16 protein-coding genes and 1 riboswitch are annotated in these 17,728 nt (G+C 66.0%); of the genes, 11 read left to right on the top strand and 5 right to left on the bottom strand.

All coding sequences use genetic code 11. The features are described from left to right. Positions 1-120: 120 nt before the first annotated feature. Both rnd and metK read right to left on the bottom strand, forming a co-directional pair. Complete coding sequence (rnd, locus tag DQ229_RS07390; RefSeq protein WP_114965630.1) at positions 121-1,287, bottom strand: ribonuclease D; 1,167 nt, start codon at positions 1,285-1,287, stop codon at positions 121-123. Between the two features lie 114 nt (positions 1,288-1,401). Then, the gene (gene metK / locus DQ229_RS07385) at positions 1,402-2,568 is read right to left on the bottom strand and encodes a methionine adenosyltransferase (RefSeq protein ID WP_114965629.1); all 1,167 of its coding nucleotides are present in this window, start codon (positions 2,566-2,568) and stop codon (positions 1,402-1,404) included. Between the two features lie 8 nt (positions 2,569-2,576). Further along, positions 2,577-2,625: riboswitch (SAM-SAH riboswitch) on the bottom strand. 600 nt (positions 2,626-3,225) lie between these two features. Between metK and DQ229_RS07380 the strand changes: the two genes are divergently transcribed. Further along, entirely contained in the window at positions 3,226-3,798 is a 573-nt protein-coding gene (locus DQ229_RS07380) for a carboxymuconolactone decarboxylase family protein (RefSeq protein WP_114965628.1), read from the top strand. A 115-nt stretch (positions 3,799-3,913) separates the two neighbouring features. Further along, complete coding sequence (locus DQ229_RS07375) at positions 3,914-4,714, top strand: SDR family NAD(P)-dependent oxidoreductase (protein WP_114965627.1); 801 nt, start codon at positions 3,914-3,916, stop codon at positions 4,712-4,714. A 347-nt stretch (positions 4,715-5,061) separates the two neighbouring features. On the opposite strand, the gene DQ229_RS07370 is transcribed toward DQ229_RS07375, so the two are convergent. Next, positions 5,062-6,105 (bottom strand): zinc ABC transporter substrate-binding protein, encoded by a 1,044-nt coding sequence (locus DQ229_RS07370; RefSeq protein ID WP_114965626.1) that lies wholly within the window; start codon positions 6,103-6,105, stop codon positions 5,062-5,064. A gap of 59 nt (positions 6,106-6,164) precedes the next feature. On the opposite strand from DQ229_RS07370, the gene DQ229_RS07365 reads away from it, so the two are divergent. From DQ229_RS07365 to DQ229_RS07355, 3 genes are read left to right on the top strand one after another with little or no spacing between them, the layout of a single operon-like run. Beyond that, positions 6,165-6,680, top strand: coding sequence for a Fur family transcriptional regulator (locus DQ229_RS07365; RefSeq protein ID WP_238380992.1), 516 nt, complete (start codon positions 6,165-6,167; stop codon positions 6,678-6,680). Continuing rightward, complete coding sequence (locus tag DQ229_RS07360; protein WP_114965633.1) at positions 6,677-7,546, top strand: metal ABC transporter ATP-binding protein; 870 nt, start codon at positions 6,677-6,679, stop codon at positions 7,544-7,546. The genes DQ229_RS07365 and DQ229_RS07360 overlap by 4 nt, the downstream gene beginning before the upstream one ends. Next, complete coding sequence (locus tag DQ229_RS07355; RefSeq protein WP_114965624.1) at positions 7,546-8,349, top strand: metal ABC transporter permease; 804 nt, start codon at positions 7,546-7,548, stop codon at positions 8,347-8,349. Before DQ229_RS07360 ends, DQ229_RS07355 begins: the two co-directional genes overlap by 1 nt. Positions 8,350-8,488: 139 nt before the next feature. Here the strand turns inward: DQ229_RS07355 and DQ229_RS07350 are convergent, their stop codons facing one another. Then, positions 8,489-9,214: a molybdate ABC transporter substrate-binding protein gene (locus DQ229_RS07350; RefSeq protein ID WP_162300785.1), complete on the bottom strand. Its 726-nt coding sequence runs from the start codon at positions 9,212-9,214 to the stop codon at positions 8,489-8,491. Positions 9,215-9,485: 271 nt separating this feature from the next. Here DQ229_RS07350 and yajC point away from each other — a divergent pair, with 271 nt between their 5' ends. The 4 genes from yajC to DQ229_RS07330 are packed head-to-tail and all read left to right on the top strand — an operon-like array spanning position 9,486 to position 12,875. Continuing rightward, the gene (gene yajC, locus DQ229_RS07345) at positions 9,486-9,803 is read left to right on the top strand and encodes a preprotein translocase subunit YajC (protein WP_114965622.1); all 318 of its coding nucleotides are present in this window, start codon (positions 9,486-9,488) and stop codon (positions 9,801-9,803) included. A 28-nt stretch (positions 9,804-9,831) separates the two neighbouring features. Beyond that, positions 9,832-11,499: a protein translocase subunit SecD gene (gene secD, locus DQ229_RS07340; RefSeq protein WP_114965621.1), complete on the top strand. Its 1,668-nt coding sequence runs from the start codon at positions 9,832-9,834 to the stop codon at positions 11,497-11,499. Between the two features lie 9 nt (positions 11,500-11,508). Further along, entirely contained in the window at positions 11,509-12,483 is a 975-nt protein-coding gene (gene secF, locus DQ229_RS07335) for a protein translocase subunit SecF (protein ID WP_114965620.1), read from the top strand. A gap of 35 nt (positions 12,484-12,518) precedes the next feature. After that, complete coding sequence (locus DQ229_RS07330) at positions 12,519-12,875, top strand: Mth938-like domain-containing protein (RefSeq protein ID WP_114965619.1); 357 nt, start codon at positions 12,519-12,521, stop codon at positions 12,873-12,875. Positions 12,876-13,054: 179 nt separating this feature from the next. Here DQ229_RS07330 and tyrS read toward each other — a convergent pair whose 3' ends face one another. Then, complete coding sequence (gene tyrS / locus DQ229_RS07325) at positions 13,055-14,308, bottom strand: tyrosine--tRNA ligase (protein ID WP_114965618.1); 1,254 nt, start codon at positions 14,306-14,308, stop codon at positions 13,055-13,057. Between the two features lie 66 nt (positions 14,309-14,374). Between tyrS and DQ229_RS07320 the strand changes: the two genes are divergently transcribed. Together DQ229_RS07320 and DQ229_RS07315 are read left to right on the top strand one after the other, a co-directional pair. Then, a complete protein-coding gene (locus DQ229_RS07320) occupies positions 14,375-15,568 on the top strand; it encodes an anhydro-N-acetylmuramic acid kinase (RefSeq protein WP_114965617.1) in 1,194 nt (397 codons plus the stop codon). 4 nt (positions 15,569-15,572) lie between these two features. Then, the gene (locus tag DQ229_RS07315) at positions 15,573-17,009 is read left to right on the top strand and encodes an aldehyde dehydrogenase family protein (protein ID WP_114965616.1); all 1,437 of its coding nucleotides are present in this window, start codon (positions 15,573-15,575) and stop codon (positions 17,007-17,009) included. Positions 17,010-17,728: the final 719 nt, after the last annotated feature.

The raw sequence follows: 17,728 nt of genomic DNA, 5'->3' as shown, positions 1-17,728 counted from the left end.
CGCTTGATCGGTTTCACGCCGCCCGGGACGCTTGCGGCCCGGGCATGCGCCCGCCCGCCCCTCGGGCGGGCGCATGCCCTCTGTTCGAAAGAAGACGAGTCTAATTCAACGCAACACGCTTTAATCCTCGAGCGGAATGATCCGCACCGAGCTTCCTTGCGCCGAAAGCGCAATCCTGCCCTCGCAAAGCCGCAGCGCATCCGCGCCAAAGACTTCGTGCCGCCAGCCCTTCAGCGCGGGCAGGTCGCGTTCGCCCGCGGCGATGGCATCCAGGTCGGCACTGTTGGCCACCAGCTTCTGCGCCACGCCCGCCTCTTCGGCCTTGGCCTTGAGCAGAACCCGCAGCAGATCGGCCAGCGCCGGGTTGACCTGCAGGTTCTGGCGCGGGCTATCGGCCTGGGGCAGGTCGTCGGTTTCCTGGCCTGCCTTGATCGCACGCAGGATGCCCTCGGCCAACTCGCCGCGCCGCGCCTCGCGCAGCAAGAGCCGCGAGCGGCCCAACTGCTCGAGCGATTCGGGCCGGGTCGAGGCCAACTCCAGCAGCGCCTCGTCCTTGAAGACGCGGTTGCGCGGGATGTCGCGGCTTTGTGCATAGCCTTCGCGAAAGCGCGCCAGTTCGCGCACGATCGCCAGAAAGCGGCCCGAGTTCGTGCGCGTCTTGACCCGCCGCCAGGCTTCGCTCGGTCTGACGACATAGGTTTCGGGATCGGCGAGAACGGCCAGCTCTTCCTCCAGCCAGCCCTGCCGGCCCGAGGCCGCGATCTGGCGCGAAAGCTCTTCGTAGATCACCCTGAGATGGGTGACATCGGCCAGCGCGTATTTCTTCTGGGCCTCGGACAACGGGCGCTGCGACCAATCGGTAAAGCGCGAGGTCTTGTCCAGGTTGCCCTTCGCAATCTTGCGCACCAGCGTCTCGTAGCCGACCTGTTCGCCAAAGCCGCAGACCATGGCCGCAAGCTGGGTGTCGAACAGCGGCCTGGGCAGGGTCTTGCCGTCGATATGGAATATCTCGATATCTTGCCGCGCCGCGTGCAGCACCTTGACCGTGCTTTCTTCGCGCAAGAGACGGAAGAACGGATCAAGCGAAAGCCCGTCAGCCAGCGGATCGACCAGCACCGCCGCGCCGCCTTCCGGCCCGTCCGGCCCCGGCAGCGCCATCTGGATCAGGCACAGTTTTGCGTAATAGCTGCGCTCGCGCAGGAATTCGGTGTCGATGGTCACATAAGGGGCGGCGCGCGCCTGGTCGCAGAAGGCGGCAAGCGCGTCGGTGGTGGTGATCGTCTTCATGCGTGCGGGCTGGGCCTTGCTGAAACTGCGGATGGCTCGGGTATTAGGCAGCGGCGCAGGGAATGAAAACCCCTGCGCCGCCCTGTTTTTGGTCCAGGGCCGCGGGTTCGGCGCTCAGACGGCCTTTTTCAACGCCTCGGCCAGATCGGTGCGCTCCCAGGAGAAGCCGCCATCGGCGTCGGGCGTGCGGCCAAAATGGCCGTAGGCGGCGGTGCGCTCGTAGATCGGGCGGTTGAGGTTGAGATGCTCGCGAATGCCGCGCGGGGTGAGGTCCATCACATCGGCCACGGCACGTTCGATCGCGGCCTCCTCGACTTCGCCGGTGCCGTGGGTGTCGACATAGATCGACAAGGGCTTGGCCACCCCGATGGCATAGGACAGCTGCAAGGTGCAGCGCCGGGCCAGCCCCGCGGCCACCACGTTCTTGGCCAGGTAGCGCGCCGCATAGGCTGCCGAACGATCCACCTTGGACGGGTCTTTCCCTGAAAAAGCGCCGCCGCCATGCAGGGCCGATCCGCCGTAGGTGTCGACGATGATCTTGCGCCCGGTCAGGCCAGTATCGCCATCGGGGCCGCCGATGACGAAGGTGCCGGTGGGGTTGACGTGCCATTCGGTGTTTTCGGTCAGCCAGCCCGCAGGCAGAACCTCGCGGATATAGGGCTCCACGATGGCGCGGATGTCGTCGCTTGTCTGGCCGGCATCGGCGTGCTGGGTCGACAGCACCATCTGCGTCACCTCGACGGGGCGGCCGCCTTCATAGCGCAGGGTGATCTGGCTTTTCGCATCGGGGCGCAGGGTGGGCTCGGCGCCCGACTTGCGCACCTCGGCCAGCCGCTGCAGCACCTTGTGCGAATAGAGGATCGGCGCGGGCATCAGCTCGGGTGTTTCGTCCACCGCATAGCCGAACATGATCCCCTGGTCGCCGGCGCCATCTTTCGAGACGCCCTGCCAGATATGGGCCGACTGCTCGTGCAGGAAGTTCAGCACGTGGCAGGTGTTCCAATGGAACTTGTCCTGCTCGTAGCCGATATCCTTGATGCAGTCGCGGGCGATCTGGCTGATGCGGCCCATGTAATCCTTCAGCCGCTCGGGGTCCGACAGCCCCACCTCGCCACCGATGACGACCATCCCGCTGGTCGCGAAGGTTTCGCAGGCGACGCGCGCGGCGGCTTCCTCGGCGAGGAAGGCATCGAGCACCGCATCCGAGATACGGTCGCAGACCTTGTCAGGATGCCCCTCCGAAACGGACTCGGAGGTAAAGAGATAGTTCTGTCTTGCCATGTGAAAAGCGCTCCATTGGATTATCCCCACCACGCCAGGAAGCCGTTGTGGCGGTTGAAACGCGCACTTACCCGCTGCGCGCCGCTACGTCAATGTGCAAGCCCACCGGCCCCAGTAGCAATCGCTCGCCGCTGGGGGCTGTCGGTTTGAATATTGTAATATATCAGTGTCTCTGGCATGGCAGGTTCTCCGGGCACCGCTCTTGCGAGGGGTGATCGGAGGGGCGCCCCCGAGGGAGGATGTATCATCAGGACTCGTATTTCCATGGCTGCTCTGGCCAGCGCTCTGGCCGGGGACGTTCCGGGCAATACTTGCAAATGGACCACCTTCAGGCCGCAGGAAGGGGGCGATGCTCAGCCGGTCCCCGCTCGGTGGCTCGCAGACGTATTTGGCGCGCGCGCGCTGCCGGGCAGTCCCGTCGGTGACATCGTCGCAAGGCAGAAGTTCCGAATGCCGGTGCGGGTGCGGCATGTTGCCCTTCGTGATTGCGAGGCCTGAGATGCCAGCTCTGCACTGTGTCTTTCCGCAGACGACCCTGTTCCTGCAGGAGCAGATGCAATGACCGATTTGCGCGCCGAAATTCCCGGTCTTGCCGACTGGCTTGACCGTTTTGCGCAGACGCATCCCTTCCGGGGTGCAAACTGATAGGAGATCGACATGACCCACTGGCCCGCTCAACGCCTGCCTGCGCCGGACCCGGCGACCTACAACGCACGGCAGCAGGAAATCCACGATGCCATTGCCAGCGGTCCGCGCGGCGGTGTGCGCGGGCCGTTGGCGATCTGGCTGCATCGGCCCGAACTGGCCGCCAAGGCGCAGGATCTCGGGCGTTATTGCCGGTATGATACCCTGCTGGACGACAGGTTGTCGGAGCTTGCGATCCTCGTGACAGGCCGGGTTTTCGGCGCGGAATACGAGTGGCAGGTGCACAAGGCTCATGCGCTCAAGGCCGGGCTCGCACCCGAGATCATCGAGGCGATCCGCCTGAACAAGCGCCCCGACTTCGCCGACCCCGCCGAGGCGATCGTGCACGATGTCGCCCGGGCGGCGCATGAAACCCGCAACGTGGATGATGCGCTCTATGCCCGCGCGAAAGAGGTCCTGGGCGAGGAGGCGCTTGTCGATCTGATCGGTCTGCTTGGCTATTACACACTGATTTCGCTGACCATTAATGTCTTCAAGGTCCCGCCCATGGGCGACGATCCAGCACCGGAACTGCAAGATGACTGACCATCCGCTGACTTGGCTGCCGGGTCCGCGCCGAACCATCGCGCCGATCCGCCGGCGTTCGCGGTGCTGACAGTAAGCCATCTGACAAAATTTTATCGCTTCGAGGAGAACTGACATGGCTGGACGGCTTGAGGGAAAGATCGCGATCGTGACAGGTGCGGGTTGCGTCGGGCCCGGCTGGGGCAACGGGCGCGCGACTTGCGTGCGGTTTGCCGAAGAAGGTGCAAAGATCTTTGCCGTTGATCTGCGCGCAGACACAATGGAAGAAACGCTGGCGCGCGTGCACGGCGCGGGCGGCGAGATCGAGCCCTATCTGTGCGACGTGACCGACGGTGCTGCCGTGCAGAAGATGGTCGCGGCCTGTATCGACCGGTTCGGCAAGGTCGACATCCTCGTCAATAACGTGGGCGGATCGGCCAGGGGCGGCCCGACCGACCTTGACGAGGAAGGCTGGGACCGCCAGCTGGATTTCAACCTCAAGAGCGTCTACCTGACTTGCCGCGCCGTGCTGCCGCATATGGAAGCCGCAGGAGGTGGCGCGATCGTCAACACCGCTTCGGCGTCGGGGATACGCTTTACCGGGTCTCCGCAGGTCGCCTACGCCTCGGCCAAGGCGGCGGTTATACAGTTTTCCAAGGTGACGGCTGTGGAATTCGCGCCCAAGGGGGTGCGCGTCAACACCGTGGTGCCAGGGCAGTTGCATACGCCGATGGTCGAAACCCGCCTTGCCGGTCAGCGCATGGGCGGGGATGTGGACGCGCTGTTGCAATCACGCATCAAGCGTATCCCGCTGGGATGGATGGGTGATGGACGTGACACGGCCAACGCCGCGCTCTTCCTGTGCTCGGACGAGGCACGTTTCGTCACAGCGACCGAGATCGTCGTGGATGGCGGCATGAGCGCTCGTTGTGACTGAAACGCCGGATGACCATAATCACCTGTCTTGTCGCAATTTCCGAGGCGCCAGGTGATCCCAACTGACTTGAATTTCCTTCAAGCCCGGGAAAGCGAAAGCGGGCGTTTGCACAAGGGCCGGGGATAACATCCGGCTGCACCGAAGGGCGCTTGCGCATCCAGCGCGGCGCTTCTTCACGGCCCTGTCGCGTTTTGCCGGGGTCATGGCCGGCCGCTGGCCTGTCGATGCCTCGGTTCATTGCCCAAAGGTGCATCCCGGCGCGGGCCAGGGGCTGCGGGCGCCCCCTCTTCACCGGGGCTCAAGCCGCGCCTCCGGTTTGATCCGTTGGCGCGGCTTTTTGTGGGGCCTCAGCCCTCGGTCACGCAGTCGGCGATCGTCTCGGCCAGGTTGCGCATCAGTGTGGCGTAATGCTCCGGCCCCGGTTCGAGCATTACACCCGCGGGGTCCAGCATCCCTCCGCGCCGGGTATTGGTGCCCTCCAGCAGCATGTCGACATGGGCGGAGCTGTGGTTGACCTCGGGAAACAGGCAGACAGCCTGACCCTCGGCAAGCTGCGCGCGCAACTGCGTCAACCGTGCCGCACCGGGAGCGGCCGCATCGCCAAGCGCGATGGAGCCCGCGACCCGCAGGTCGTAATGGTCCGAGAAATATCCATAGGCGTCGTGGAAAACCATGATCGCGGCATCCCCCGCCGGCGTCAGGGTTTCGCGCAGTTCGGCATCGAGCGTATCGATGGCCTCGCGCGCGGTGGCGGCATTGGCGGCGTAGGTCTCGGCATTATCGGGGTCGCGTGCGGCAAGCGCCCCGGCGATCACGTCCAGCCAGATCTCGGCATTATGCGGGTCGAGCCAGGCATGGGGATCGGCGCCGTCATGACTGTGGTCATGCCCGTCGTCCTGTGCATGATCATCGCCGTGATCGTGGTCATGTTCATGGTTGTGGCCGTTCGAATGCTCTTCGCCGTGGTCGTGCCCGTCATCGTGATGATCGTGCCCATGATCGTCATGCCCGTGGTCGTCATGCCCGTGATCATCATGCCCTTGGTCATGGTCGTCCCCGAAACCGCGCAGGTGGACGCCCGTTGCATTCAGAAGCGTGATCGACTCGCCGCGTATGCCGACGCCCTCGATCGCGCGGTTCAGCCAGGGGGTCAGTTCCGGCCCCACCCAGAACACCAGATCGGCCCCCGCAAGGGCTTGCGCCTGGCTGGGACGCAGCTGGAAATTATGCGGATCGCTACCACGGTCAAGCAACAGTGTCGGCTGGCCCAGATCGCCCATGACCTGTGCGGCGAGCGAATGCACAACCGGCGTGCCTGTCACGACGGCCGGCACATCGGCCAGTGCGGGGCTGGCCAGGGTGGTGCAAAGTAGAATAACACGGGTGCGCATCGGTCATATCCTTTCCGGGTTGTGGCTTTTGCGCGGCTTATGGTATGTGATGATATAACATGTCAAGGACCGACCGGATGGAGAAGCCTGAAATCACCCCGCAGGGTGTCGCGTTTCGTCAGCACGACCACGCGCGCTGCAGCAGCGACACACTGGCCCGTGCCGACGAAGTTGCGCGCGAACGCGGTGTGCGGCTGACCCCGGTGCGCCGCCGCGCGCTTGAAATCCTGCTCGAGGAACACCGCGCGCTGGGCGCCTATGAGGTGCTTGAGCGGCTGGCCGAGGACGGTTTTGGAAAACAGCCCCCCGTGGCCTACCGGGCGCTAGATTTTCTGGTCGAGCAGGGATTCGCGCATCGGGTCCAGCGGCTCAATGCCTTCGCCGCGTGCCTGCATCCGGGCGAGGATCACGACGCGGCCTTCCTGATATGCCGCCAATGCAATGCCGTGGCCGAGACCCCGGCCGCGCGTGCGCGTGCCGCGCTCGAGGCCGTCGCCGCGCCCACGGGCTTTGTCGTCGAGCGCAGCAGTATCGAGGCAGTGGGGCTATGCCCCGCCTGCCGCGCCGCACAATGAGCGCGGCGCAGGTTTCGGCGCGCTCTGATCCGCATGCGGGGGGCTGCGCGGATGGCGAAGGCGGGCAGGGCTGTGGCGCGCATCCGCCGTTGCAGCCTTCGCCCGAGGCGCTGATCACTGCGCGCGGGCTCGGGGTGGGTTTTGGCGGGCCGCTGGTGCTGCGCGATGTCGATTTCACCATTGCGCCGGGCGAGATCGTGACCATCGTCGGGCCGAACGGGTCGGGAAAATCGGTGCTGCTGCGCGCGCTGCTTGGCATCCTTGCGCCGCGCCGGGGGCAGGTTACGCGCCGCCGCGGGCTGCGGGTGGGCTATGTGCCACAGCGGTTGCATATCGACCAGGCGTTGCCGATGCCGGTGCATCGCTTCCTGTCTTTGCCGCAACGCCACGGCCCCGAGGCGCAGGCCCGCGTGCTGGCGCGCGTCGGTGTGCCGGATGTGGCGCATAAGCAGATGACGGTGCTTTCGGGCGGGCAGTTCCAGCGGGTGCTGCTGGCGCGCGCGCTGCTGGCCGAGCCCGAACTTCTGGTGCTTGACGAACCCACCCAGGGGCTCGACCAGCCCGGCACCGCCGCCTTTTACCGGTTGATCGAGGCTGTGCGCGGCGAACTGGGCTGCGCGGTGCTGTCGGTCAGCCATGACCTGCATGTGGTGATGAGCGCGTCGGACAGGGTCATCTGCCTAAATGGGCATATCTGCTGCCAGGGCACGCCGCAGGTGGTGCTGAACGCGCCGGAGTACCGCGCGCTTTTCGGCCCCGGCACGGGCGGCGCTCTGGCGCTCTACCAGCACCATCACGATCACGCACACGACCATGGCGGGGTGGCCGAGCCGGCAACGCTCGACCAGCAAGAGGGGCACGGCTGATGCTGGACGATTTCTTCCTGCGCGCGGTGCTGGCGGGGCTGGCGGTGGTGCTGGCCACCGGGCCGCTGGGCTGTTTCGTGGTCTGGCGGCGGATGGCCTATTTCGGAGATGCCACGGCGCACGCCGCGATTCTCGGGGTGGCGCTGGCGCTGGGGTTCTCGATCTCGATCTTCATCGGCACGCTGGTGGTGGCGCTGGTCATGGCGATGACGGTTGCGGTGCTCGCCGGGCGCGGCTGGGCGATGGATACGACGCTGGGGGTCCTGGCGCATTCGGCACTGGCCTTCGGGCTGGTGGCGGTGTCGTTCCTGCCGGGCGTGCGCGTGGACCTGACGGCCTATCTGTTCGGCGACATCCTTGCGGTGAACCGGGTGGACCTTGCGGTGATTTCCGGGGGTGCCGTGCTGGTGGCGGGGTTGCTGGTCTGGCGCTGGAGCGCGCTTCTGACCGCGACGCTGAGCGAGGATCTGGCCCATGCCGCGGGACTGCACCCGGCGCGTGAGCGGCTGGTGCTGACGCTGGCGCTGGCGGTTGTGGTGGCGGTGGCGCTCAAGGTGGTGGGGGCACTGCTGATCGCGGCGCTTCTGATCGTGCCGGCAGCGGCGGCGCGGGCGCTGGCGCGCTCGCCCGAGGCCATGGCGCTGCTGGCGGTGGCGATCGGCGCAGCGGCGGTGCTGGGGGGGCTCAGGGCCTCGCTGGTCTGGGACACCCCGGCGGGCCCGTCCATCGTGGCGGTGGCTGCGGTGATCTTTGCCGCCTCGCTGCCGTTGGGCGTGCTTGCGCGTGCCGGCGCGCGCCCCTGAGGCACGGGCTCACCCGGCAGGTCGGGGCCTTGCACCGATTGTGACGGGCGGATGCCTGCGGCGCGGATATTTTTGCCAAGAAGAAGGGGTTTGTGCGCCCTGTGATGGTGGCCGCGCCCGGGGGCGGGCGGTGCGGTTGTCAGACCTCGGGGTGCAGCGGGATCAGCCCGGTCTTGCGGATTGTCGCCGCGGCCGCGTCTGACGCCAGATACCGCAGCAGGTGCAGCGCGGCCTCGCGGTGGGGGCTGCCTGCGCCGAGCCCGGCGCAGAACAGGAACCGGCGGCGGATCTCGGGCGGCAGGGTGCCGATCAGCTTGACGCCCTCGATAGGGAGGATCTCGCTGACCTGTTGAAAGCCAAGGTGGGCATCGCCCCGCGCGACGATGGTGCCGACGCGCTCGGAATAGACGGTGAAGGCCTTGCCGGCCATTTCTTCGGCCAGCCCCAGTTTCGGGAAGACCTCGGTCGACAGGTAGATGCCGCTGGCGCTGGCGGCGTGGCCGATGCGCGGCGCGGCGCGCAAGGCGGCGATGAAGCCGTCGAGGGTGCCGATATCGGGGGCAGGGTCTTCGTTGCGCACGCAGGCGCCGATTTCCGAGGCCACCAGATCGGCGCGGCTGCCCGGTTCGATCCAGCCATCGGCTGCGAACTTCTCAAATGCGGCCTCGGCCAGCAGGTAAAGGTCGAAGCGTTCGCCCTGCGCCAGCCGCGTGGGGATCGAATCATGCGCGGCTCCCAGCGACGAGCCGAAGGCCAGTTCGACCCGGTAGCCCGGTGGTGGGCTGTAGCCGGGCAGCAGCGCCTTGAGCGCGGCGGCAAAGGCGCCCGAGGTGATCACGCGCAGCGGGGTGGCGGCTTTGGTCATCAAGCGGATCGCTCCTTGCAGGGGTGGCACTGGCGCTGGATGCCGGTTCGGCAGAAAGGTGCGCGATTTTGATGTGCTTGACAATGCCGTGGGGGAGATCTGACCGCGCGGAGGCAGACGCCTCGGCGCACTGGCTTGCCAAGCCCGGGGGGCGCGGATAGGGTGCGCGCCAATCGGCGGGGGGTGCTGCCCGGCCTGTCTTGTCATGCCGGGGTTTCCCGCGCGAAATCGCATCCGCGGGGGTTTCCCGCGCCATCTGCAAGAGGAAGAAATGTTCGTAACTCCCGCTTATGCCCAGGACGCCGCTGGCGGCGCATTCGTGAGCTTTCTGCCGCTGATCCTGATCTTCGCGATCATGTGGTTTCTTCTGATCCGGCCGCAGCAGAAGAAGCTCAAGGAACACAAGGCGATGGTCGAGGCGCTGCGCCGGGGCGACCAGGTCGTGACCCAGGGCGGGATCATCGGCAAGATCACCAAGGTCAAGGAAGACGGTGAGCTAGAGGTCGAGATTGCCAAGGATGTGAAGGTGCGCGTGTTGCGCCAGACCGTCGCGACTGTCATCAGCAAGACCGAGCCAGCCGACAGCTGAGCCGAATCTTTCAGGCAGAAGGGCCGTCATGCTGTATATCCCGATCTGGAAGCGGGTGATCATCTGGAGCCTCGTGGCGCTGGGGCTGATCTTCGCCATGCCGAACCTGTTCTACGACCGCGTCGAACGGCACAATGATGCCGTGCGCGCGACCGAGGCACAGGGCGTGGAGACCGACGCAATGGCGGCCGAGCGGGCGCTCTGGCCCGACTGGCTCCCCGCGACGCTGATGAATCTTGGTCTCGACCTGCGCGGCGGCGCGCATCTGCTGGCCGAAGTGCAGGTCAGCGATGTCTATGCGCACCGGATCGATGCGCTCTGGCCCAGTGTGCGCGATGCCTTGCGGGACGAGCGTGCGGCGGTCGGCAGCATCCGCCGCCAGCCCTCTCCCGATGGCGAGTTGCGGGTGCAGATATCGCAACCCGAAGGTATGGCGCGGGCGCTTGAGGTGGTGCAGGATCTCGCCCGCCCCGTTTCGGGCCTTTTTGCCACCGGCACATCGAGCGATCTCGAGGTGCGCACGGAAGGGGGCGAGATTGTCGTCACGCTCTCGGCGGCGGAACGCGCCGCCACCGATGACCGCACCATGCAGCAATCGCTCGAGATCATCCGCCGCCGCGTCGACGAGGCCGGCACGCGCGAGCCCACCATCCAGCGCCAGGGGACCGACCGCATCGTGATCCAGGTGCCGGGCATCGGCTCGGCGGCTGAGTTGAAGGAACTGATCGGCACCACCGCGCGGCTGACCTTTCACCCGGTCGTCGGACGCACCGACAACCCTGATGAAATCCCCGGCCCCGGCAACCTTCTCGTGCCGTCCGCCGATGAGCCGGGCACCTATTACATCCTTGAACAGAACGAGGTCGTGAGCGGCGAGCAGCTTGTCGATGCCCAGCCTTCGTTCGATCAGAACAACCGCCCGGCAGTGAGTTTCCGCTTCAACCCGCAAGGCGGGCGGGCCTTCGGCGACTACACGGCGGCCAATATCGGCAACCCCTTCGCCATCGTTCTGGATAACGAGGTGATCTCGGCCCCCGTCATCCAGGCGCATATATCGGGCGGCTCGGGCATCATCACCGGTCGCTTCACCGTCGAGGAAACGACGCAGCTTGCGGTGCTCCTGCGCTCGGGCGCACTGCCTGCGGGCATGGTCTTTCTCGAAGAGCGCACCGTCGGCCCCGAACTGGGGCAGGACAGTATCGACGCCGGGCGCGTGGCAGCCATTGTCGCCCTGGTGGCCGTGCTGGGCTTCATGCTGCTCAGCTACGGTCTGTTCGGCATCATCGCCAATATCGCGCTGTTGCTCAATATCGGGATGATCTTCGGCCTGCTCTCGGCCATCGGCGCGACCCTGACACTGCCCGGCATCGCCGGGATCGTGCTCACCATCGGCATGGCGGTCGATGCCACCGTGCTGATCTTCGAGCGTATCCGCGAAGAGCTGCGCACCGCCAGGGGCCCGGCACGCGCCATCGAACTTGGGTTTGAGAAGGCGATGTCGGCCATTCTGGATGCCAATATCACCACCTTCATCACCGCGGTGATCCTGTTTGCCATGGGCTCCGGCCCCGTGCGCGGCTTTGCCGTGACGCTGGGGCTGGGTATTGTCACATCGGTCTTCACGGCGATCTTCGTCACCCGGCTGATGATCGTGATGTGGTATGAACGCCGCCGCCCGAAAACCGTTCTGATCTGAGGGAAACCCATGCGCCTGAAACTCGTTCCCCTCGACACCACGATCGATTTTTTCGCCATCCGGCGGGTCACGTTCGGCGCCTCGCTTGTGGCGATGATCGCTTCGGTGCTGGTTTTTGCCATCATCGGGCTGAACTTCGGCATCGATTTCCGCGGCGGCACTTCGATCCGGACCGAAGCGCAAAACCCCGTCGAAGTCGGCGCCTATCGCGACGCGGTGCAGCCGCTGGGCCTTGGTGACGTGGCGATCACCGAAGTGTTCGACCCGAATTTCCGCGCCGATCAGCATGTGGCGATGATCCGTATTCAGGCCCAGGACGGTGAAGAGGCCGTCACCCCCGAAGTGATCGCCCAGGTCGAAAGCGCCTTGCAGAACCTGGATGACACCCTGCGCTTCACCGCTGTGGAATCGGTGGGGCCCAAGGTCTCGGGCGAGTTGATCCGCGCCGCCATAATCGCGGTGACGCTGGCACTTGCGGCGGTGCTTTTCTACATCTGGCTGCGGTTCGAGTGGCAGTTTTCCGTGGGGGCGGTGGCCGCGCTAGTGCATGACATCGTGCTGACCATCGGCATCTTCTCGATCCTGCAGATCCGCTTTGACCTTGCGATCATCGCGGCGCTGCTGACGATCGTGGGCTATTCGCTCAACGACACGGTGGTCGTGTTCGACCGGGTGCGCGAGAACCTGATCAAGTACAAGAAGCGCCCGCTCAAGGAGGTGCTCAACCTTTCGATCAACGAAACCCTCTCGCGCACGGTGATGACCAGCATCACCACGCTTCTGGCGCTGCTCGCGCTCTTCGTGCTGGGCGGCGACGTGATCCGCGGCTTCGTCTTCGCGATGATCTGGGGCGTGATCGTGGGCACCTATTCCTCGGTCTATGTGGCTTCGGCGGTACTTCTGATGCTTGGTGTGACGCGCGATTGGTCCAAGGAAAAGGACGACAAGTCCGGCGGCACCCAGTTCGGCAAATCCGAGGCCTGAAGCCTTGCCTGCCCCGCGTCTCGTGAGGTGAGGAAATGCAGATCAACGAAGTCAGCTTCGGCCAGTCGATGGTGATCGATGGCTACGGGCCGGGCTTCTTCCGCATCGCGGGAGAGCGGCACGACGGTGCGGTTCTGGTACAGCCGGGCAGCCTGCGTTCATGGGGCGGGCTGGAGGACCGGGCGCCGCTGCTGGACCTGCGCGACGAGATTGACGTGCTGCTTGTCGGCACGGGCGCCGAGATCGCGCCATTGCCCGCCACCTTGCGTGCAGAACTGGAAGAGGCCGGGATCGGTGTCGAGATGATGGCCACGCCACCGGCCTGCCGCACCTATAACGTGCTGCTGTCCGAAGGCCGCCGCATCGCCGCCGCGCTACTGCCTGTCGGTTGATCGCCTCTGCCGCCAGTAATCCTTCGCGCTCACCTCCGGCGTGCGCGCACCTTGTCGCCCGCTTGCGCCGGTCTCAAGGCGGGCAGGCCCTGTCTTCTTGGCAAAAATATCCTCGCCGAAGGCATCGCAGCGGCGGCTGCGGGCGCAGCGCGTCATCCTTGATGCAGGCAGCCTGGGCCTCAGCCCTCCAGCCGGGCCAGCGCGTGGCGCTTCTTGCCGGCGCTCAGCTTGACCGGCTGTGCCAGCGCCGCCGCGTCGAGCATCTGCCCCGGATCGCTGACCGGCGCATCGTCGAGCCGCGCGCCGCCTTCCTGGATCAGCCGCTTGGCGTCCTTGCCCGATTTCGCCAGCCCCGCGCGCACGAAAAGCTGCGCCAGCGAAATGCCCTGGCCGATCTCGCCGGCGTTCAGCACCAGCGTGGGCAGATCCTCGCCGGCGCCGCCTTTCTCGAACACCTCGCGCGCGGTGGCCTCGGCGGCGGCGGCGGCGGCGTCCCCGTGGCACAGGGCCGTGACCTCATTGGCCAGCCGGATCTTGGCGGCGTTGATGTTGGCCCCTTGCAGCGCGCCCAGGTGCTCGCATTCCTCAAGCGGCAGTTCGGTGTAAAGCCGCAGGAAGCGCCCGACATCGGCGTCGGTGGTGTTGCGCCAGAATTGCCAGAATTCGTAAGGTGACAGCATCTCGGCATTGAGCCAGATCGCGCCGCCTGCCGACTTGCCCATCTTGCGCCCGTCCGAGGTGGTCAGAAGCGGCGAGGTCAACCCGAACACCTCGGCATCCGCCACCCGGCGCGTCAGGTCGATGCCGTTGATGATGTTGCCCCATTGGTCGGACCCGCCCATCTGCAGCCGGCAGCCATGGCGGCGGTATAGCTCCAGAAAGTCATAGGCTTGCAGGATCATGTAGTTGAATTCGAGGAAGCTGAGCGATTGCTCGCGGTCGAGCCGCGACTTGACGCTCTCGAAGCTCAGCATACGGTTGACGCTGAAATGCCGCCCGATGTCGCGCAGGAACTCCAGGTAGTTCAACCCGTCCAGCCACTCGGCATTGTCAAGAAGGATCGCGTCGCTCGGCCCTTCACCAAAGCGCAGATACTTGGCGAAAACCTGTTTCATCCCGGCGATATTGGCTTCGATCTGCTCGGGCCCCAGCAGCGGGCGTTCCTCCGAGCGAAAAGACGGGTCACCCACCTTGGTGGTGCCGCCGCCCATCAGCACAATGGGCTTGTGTCCCGTTTGCTGCAGATGTCTGAGCATCATGATATTCAGCAGATGGCCCACATGCAGCGAGGCCGCCGTGGCGTCATAGCCGATATAGGCGGGCACGATTCCGGCGGCCAGCGCCTCATCGAGGCCCTGGTAATCGGTGCAATCGGCCAGATAGCCACGTTCGATCATCACGCGCATGAAGTCGGATTTCGGGTGGTAGGTCATTCGCGCCTGGTCCATTCTGCATAGTCAGGTGCGTCTATATCTGCGCCAAAGGGCAAGGGGAAGGCCATGCGGGAAGAGCGTGCGCGCAAAGGGGCCGAGGCCGCGCCCGTCTGGGCGCTGGGGGCGATGTCGGGGACCTCGCTCGACGGGGTGGACGCGGCCATGCTGCTGACCGATGGCGAGGCGATCCTGTCCTTCGGCCGCAGCGATTACCGCCCCTATCCGCAAGCCGAGCGCGCCTGCCTGCGCGCGGCCCTTGGCCGCTGGCCCGGCGCGCCGGGCGTGGCCGAGGCCGCCGAGGTAGTGGAAACGGCCCATGCGCGGCTGCTCTCTCTGTTCGAAGGGGCCGAGCTTGTGGGCTTTCACGGTCAGACCCTGGCCCACGACCCGGGCGGGCGGGGCACCCATCAGGCCGGCGATGGCGGGATACTGGCCGAGGTGCTGGGCCTGCCGGTGGTGTGGGATTTCCGCAGCGCCGATATGCGGCTGGGCGGGCAGGGCGCGCCGCTGGCGCCGTTTTTCCACTTTGCCTGCGCGCGCTACATCGGGGCAACGGCGCCGCTGGCTTTTCTCAATCTGGGCGGGGTGGGCAACCTGACCTGGATCGATCCTGCCGCCCCCGCTCCCGAGGCACCCGGCGCGCTGCTTGCCTTCGACACGGGGCCGGCCAACGCGCCGATGGATGACCTGATCGCGGCGCGGCGCGGGCTGGCGCGTGACGAGGGCGGCGCGCTGGCGGCTGCGGGCAGGGTGGACGAGGCTGTCGTGGCACAGGCGCTGGCGCGGCCCTACCTGCACCGGGTGCCGCCGAAATCGCTCGATCGCGACGATTTCACCTGGCTGAGCGAGGCGGTGGCGCATCTGGACGATGCCGATGCGCTGGCCACACTTGCGGCGGTCAGCGCGGCCTGTGTGGCGGAAGGCGCGGTGCATTTCCCCCGCCCGGCGGAACGCTTGCTTGTCGCCGGGGGTGGGCGGCATAATGCAACGCTGATGCGGATGCTGGCCGAGCGGCTGGCGCTGCCCGTCGCACCGGTCGAGGCTGTGGGGCTGGATGGCGACATGCTGGAGGCGCAAGCCTTCGCCTATCTGGCAGTGCGGGTGTTGCGTGGCTTTCCGACATCCTGCCCTGGCACCACCGGCGTGGCGGCGGCCGTGGGCGGCGGGCAGGTCAGCAGGCCTTTCCGGCCACCGGGCATCGCCAACATGGCCACCGGGGCGCAAGGCGCGCCAGAAGCCTGCACCCGCACCAAGGAGTGAAGCAATGCTTGACAGACGCAATTTCCATATCGGCGGCACATGGGCCGCCCCGTCGCGGCCCAACGACTTTGCGGTGCTGAACCCAGCGACAGAGGAGCCCATCGCCGCCATTACCCTGGGCGGGGCCGCGGATATCGATCGCGCCGTGACGGCCGCGCGCCATGCGTTCGACAGCTACAGCCGCACCTCGCGCGCCGAGCGGCTGGATCTGCTGCGCGCCCTGCGCGAGGTGACTCGCCGCCGCGAGGGGGAGATGGCCGAAGTGATCTGCCAGGAACTGGGCGCGCCGCGCGATTTCTGTCACGAGGAACAGGCCGCAGTCGGGGTGGGGCATCTGGACGGGTTCATCGCCGCGCTGGAGGCCCAGCCCGAGCGGGAGATATTGCCCAATGGCGATACCATCCTGCGCGAGCCGGTGGGCGTGTGCGGGCTTATCACGCCGTGGAACTGGCCGCTCAACCAGGTCGTGCTCAAGGTCGTGCCGGCGCTGGCCACCGGGTGCTGTTGCATTCTCAAACCCTCGGAACTCACCCCATTGTCGGCCATGCTTTATGCTGAGTTCATCGAAGAGGCGGGCTTTCCACCGGGCAGCTTCAACCTGGTCAATGGCACGGGCGAAGAGGTGGGCGCGGCCCTGTCGCGCCATGCGCAGGTGGACATGATCTCGTTCACAGGATCGACCCGCGCGGGGCGGGCGGTCAGCCGCGACGGCGCCCAGACGATCAAGCGCGTCATGCTGGAGCTTGGCGGTAAGTCGCCCAATCTGGTCTTTGCCGATGTCGATCTTGAAACGGCGGTGCGCTGGGGCGTGCGCACCTGCTTTGCCAATTCCGGCCAGTCCTGCGATGCGCCCACCCGGATGCTTGTCGAACGCTCGGTCTATGACACGGCGCTTGCCATCGCCGGGGAAGAGGCAAGCGCGCAGGGGGTGGGCGACCCTGCCCTGCCGGGCGATCACATCGGCCCGCTGATAAGCCGCACCCAGTGGGAGCGTGTGCAGGAGTATATCCGTTCTGGGGTGGATGAGGGCGCGCGGCTCCTCTGCGGTGGCCCCGGCCTGCCCGAAGGGCAGAACCGGGGGTACTTCACACGGCCTACCGTATTTGCCGATGTCACCCCCGACATGCGCATCTGCCGCGAGGAAATCTTCGGCCCCGTCCTGTGCATCCAGCCTTTCGACAGCGAGGATGAGGCCATCGACCTGGCCAATGACACGCCCTACGGGCTGGCCGGCTATATCCAGACGGGCGACCCGGCGCGGGCCGAACGCGTGGCGGCCCGGCTGAGGGTCGGCATGGTTTATGTCAACGGGCAGGGGCAGGCCTGGGGCTCGCCCTTTGGTGGCATGAAGCAATCAGGCAATGGCCGCGAGGGGGGGCGCTTCGGACTTGAGGAGTATCAGGAGGTCAAGAGCCTGCATCTGCCGCCCGGTTTCACCTGAGCTGGCGGCGGCCCGGGGCCGGCTTCATGCTGTGCGGCGGGTGATTCGGTTACAAATGTGTGTGATTCTTGTTCATTTGTGAGGAAATGCGCGTATTGATGCGCAGCTGGCAACTGGCGTTAACCTTGCCCCAGCGGGCTGGATGCCACAACTCGCGCGTGCCGATGTTTTCGTAATGTCAACTAAAGCGTGTGGATTGCGGGCGGTCTGTCGTGGCCGGATTCAGCAATGCCTTGTCATAGGGCGTTGATTCCAGTTGCTTCTGATAGCGGCCTCCGCCGCATGGGCGTTGATGCCAGAAGTGAAACGGTGCCCGGTATCTGATGCAAGCGGCCTGCAGGCAGCGACCATATGGCACGCCAGATGCCCCAGAAAAACCTTTAACGGGTCTTGTTTGGAAAGTAGAAACTTCTTGCCCGAATGGGCGGGTTTTGGCCGTGGGGGCGACCGGGACCGGACATTGCTGCCGAAGCTGCATGACGGATATGACAGTCTTGCGGAATCCCGTGCGAAAAGCACAGACGGTTCTGCGGTGCCTCCGCATCGAAGCGATGTCCGGCGCGCGATTGCGTGCAGGGCGTTACGTACCTGCCCGAATTTTGCCCCCGCTCGCGAAGGTTGAGCGGCCCCGGCCTTCTCGGGGCCTCGGCATGTGCGGCTGGGTTGCCAGAATGTATTTCGGCTGGCGCCTGCAGCGCAGGGAACAGAAAGCAGCGCGT

The sequence above is a fragment of the Alkalilacustris brevis genome (genome assembly GCF_003350345.1).
In the GTDB taxonomy this organism is placed as follows: Bacteria; Pseudomonadota; Alphaproteobacteria; order Rhodobacterales; family Rhodobacteraceae; genus Alkalilacustris; species Alkalilacustris brevis.
This window is presented reverse-complemented; position numbering and strand designations above follow the sequence as displayed.

Coding starts and splice junctions, on each gene's coding strand:
- rnd (WP_114965630.1), bottom strand. CDS start 1,287: ATGAAGACGATCACCACCACCGACGCGCTTGCCGCCTTCTGCGACCAG.
- metK (WP_114965629.1), bottom strand. CDS start 2,568: ATGGCAAGACAGAACTATCTCTTTACCTCCGAGTCCGTTTCGGAGGGG.
- DQ229_RS07380 (WP_114965628.1), top strand. CDS start 3,226: ATGACCCACTGGCCCGCTCAACGCCTGCCTGCGCCGGACCCGGCGACC.
- DQ229_RS07375 (WP_114965627.1), top strand. CDS start 3,914: ATGGCTGGACGGCTTGAGGGAAAGATCGCGATCGTGACAGGTGCGGGT.
- DQ229_RS07370 (WP_114965626.1), bottom strand. CDS start 6,105: ATGCGCACCCGTGTTATTCTACTTTGCACCACCCTGGCCAGCCCCGCA.
- DQ229_RS07365 (WP_238380992.1), top strand. CDS start 6,165: ATGTCAAGGACCGACCGGATGGAGAAGCCTGAAATCACCCCGCAGGGT.
- DQ229_RS07360 (WP_114965633.1), top strand. CDS start 6,677: ATGAGCGCGGCGCAGGTTTCGGCGCGCTCTGATCCGCATGCGGGGGGC.
- DQ229_RS07355 (WP_114965624.1), top strand. CDS start 7,546: ATGCTGGACGATTTCTTCCTGCGCGCGGTGCTGGCGGGGCTGGCGGTG.
- DQ229_RS07350 (WP_162300785.1), bottom strand. CDS start 9,214: ATGACCAAAGCCGCCACCCCGCTGCGCGTGATCACCTCGGGCGCCTTT.
- yajC (WP_114965622.1), top strand. CDS start 9,486: ATGTTCGTAACTCCCGCTTATGCCCAGGACGCCGCTGGCGGCGCATTC.
- secD (WP_114965621.1), top strand. CDS start 9,832: ATGCTGTATATCCCGATCTGGAAGCGGGTGATCATCTGGAGCCTCGTG.
- secF (WP_114965620.1), top strand. CDS start 11,509: ATGCGCCTGAAACTCGTTCCCCTCGACACCACGATCGATTTTTTCGCC.
- DQ229_RS07330 (WP_114965619.1), top strand. CDS start 12,519: ATGCAGATCAACGAAGTCAGCTTCGGCCAGTCGATGGTGATCGATGGC.
- tyrS (WP_114965618.1), bottom strand. CDS start 14,308: ATGACCTACCACCCGAAATCCGACTTCATGCGCGTGATGATCGAACGT.
- DQ229_RS07320 (WP_114965617.1), top strand. CDS start 14,375: ATGCGGGAAGAGCGTGCGCGCAAAGGGGCCGAGGCCGCGCCCGTCTGG.
- DQ229_RS07315 (WP_114965616.1), top strand. CDS start 15,573: ATGCTTGACAGACGCAATTTCCATATCGGCGGCACATGGGCCGCCCCG.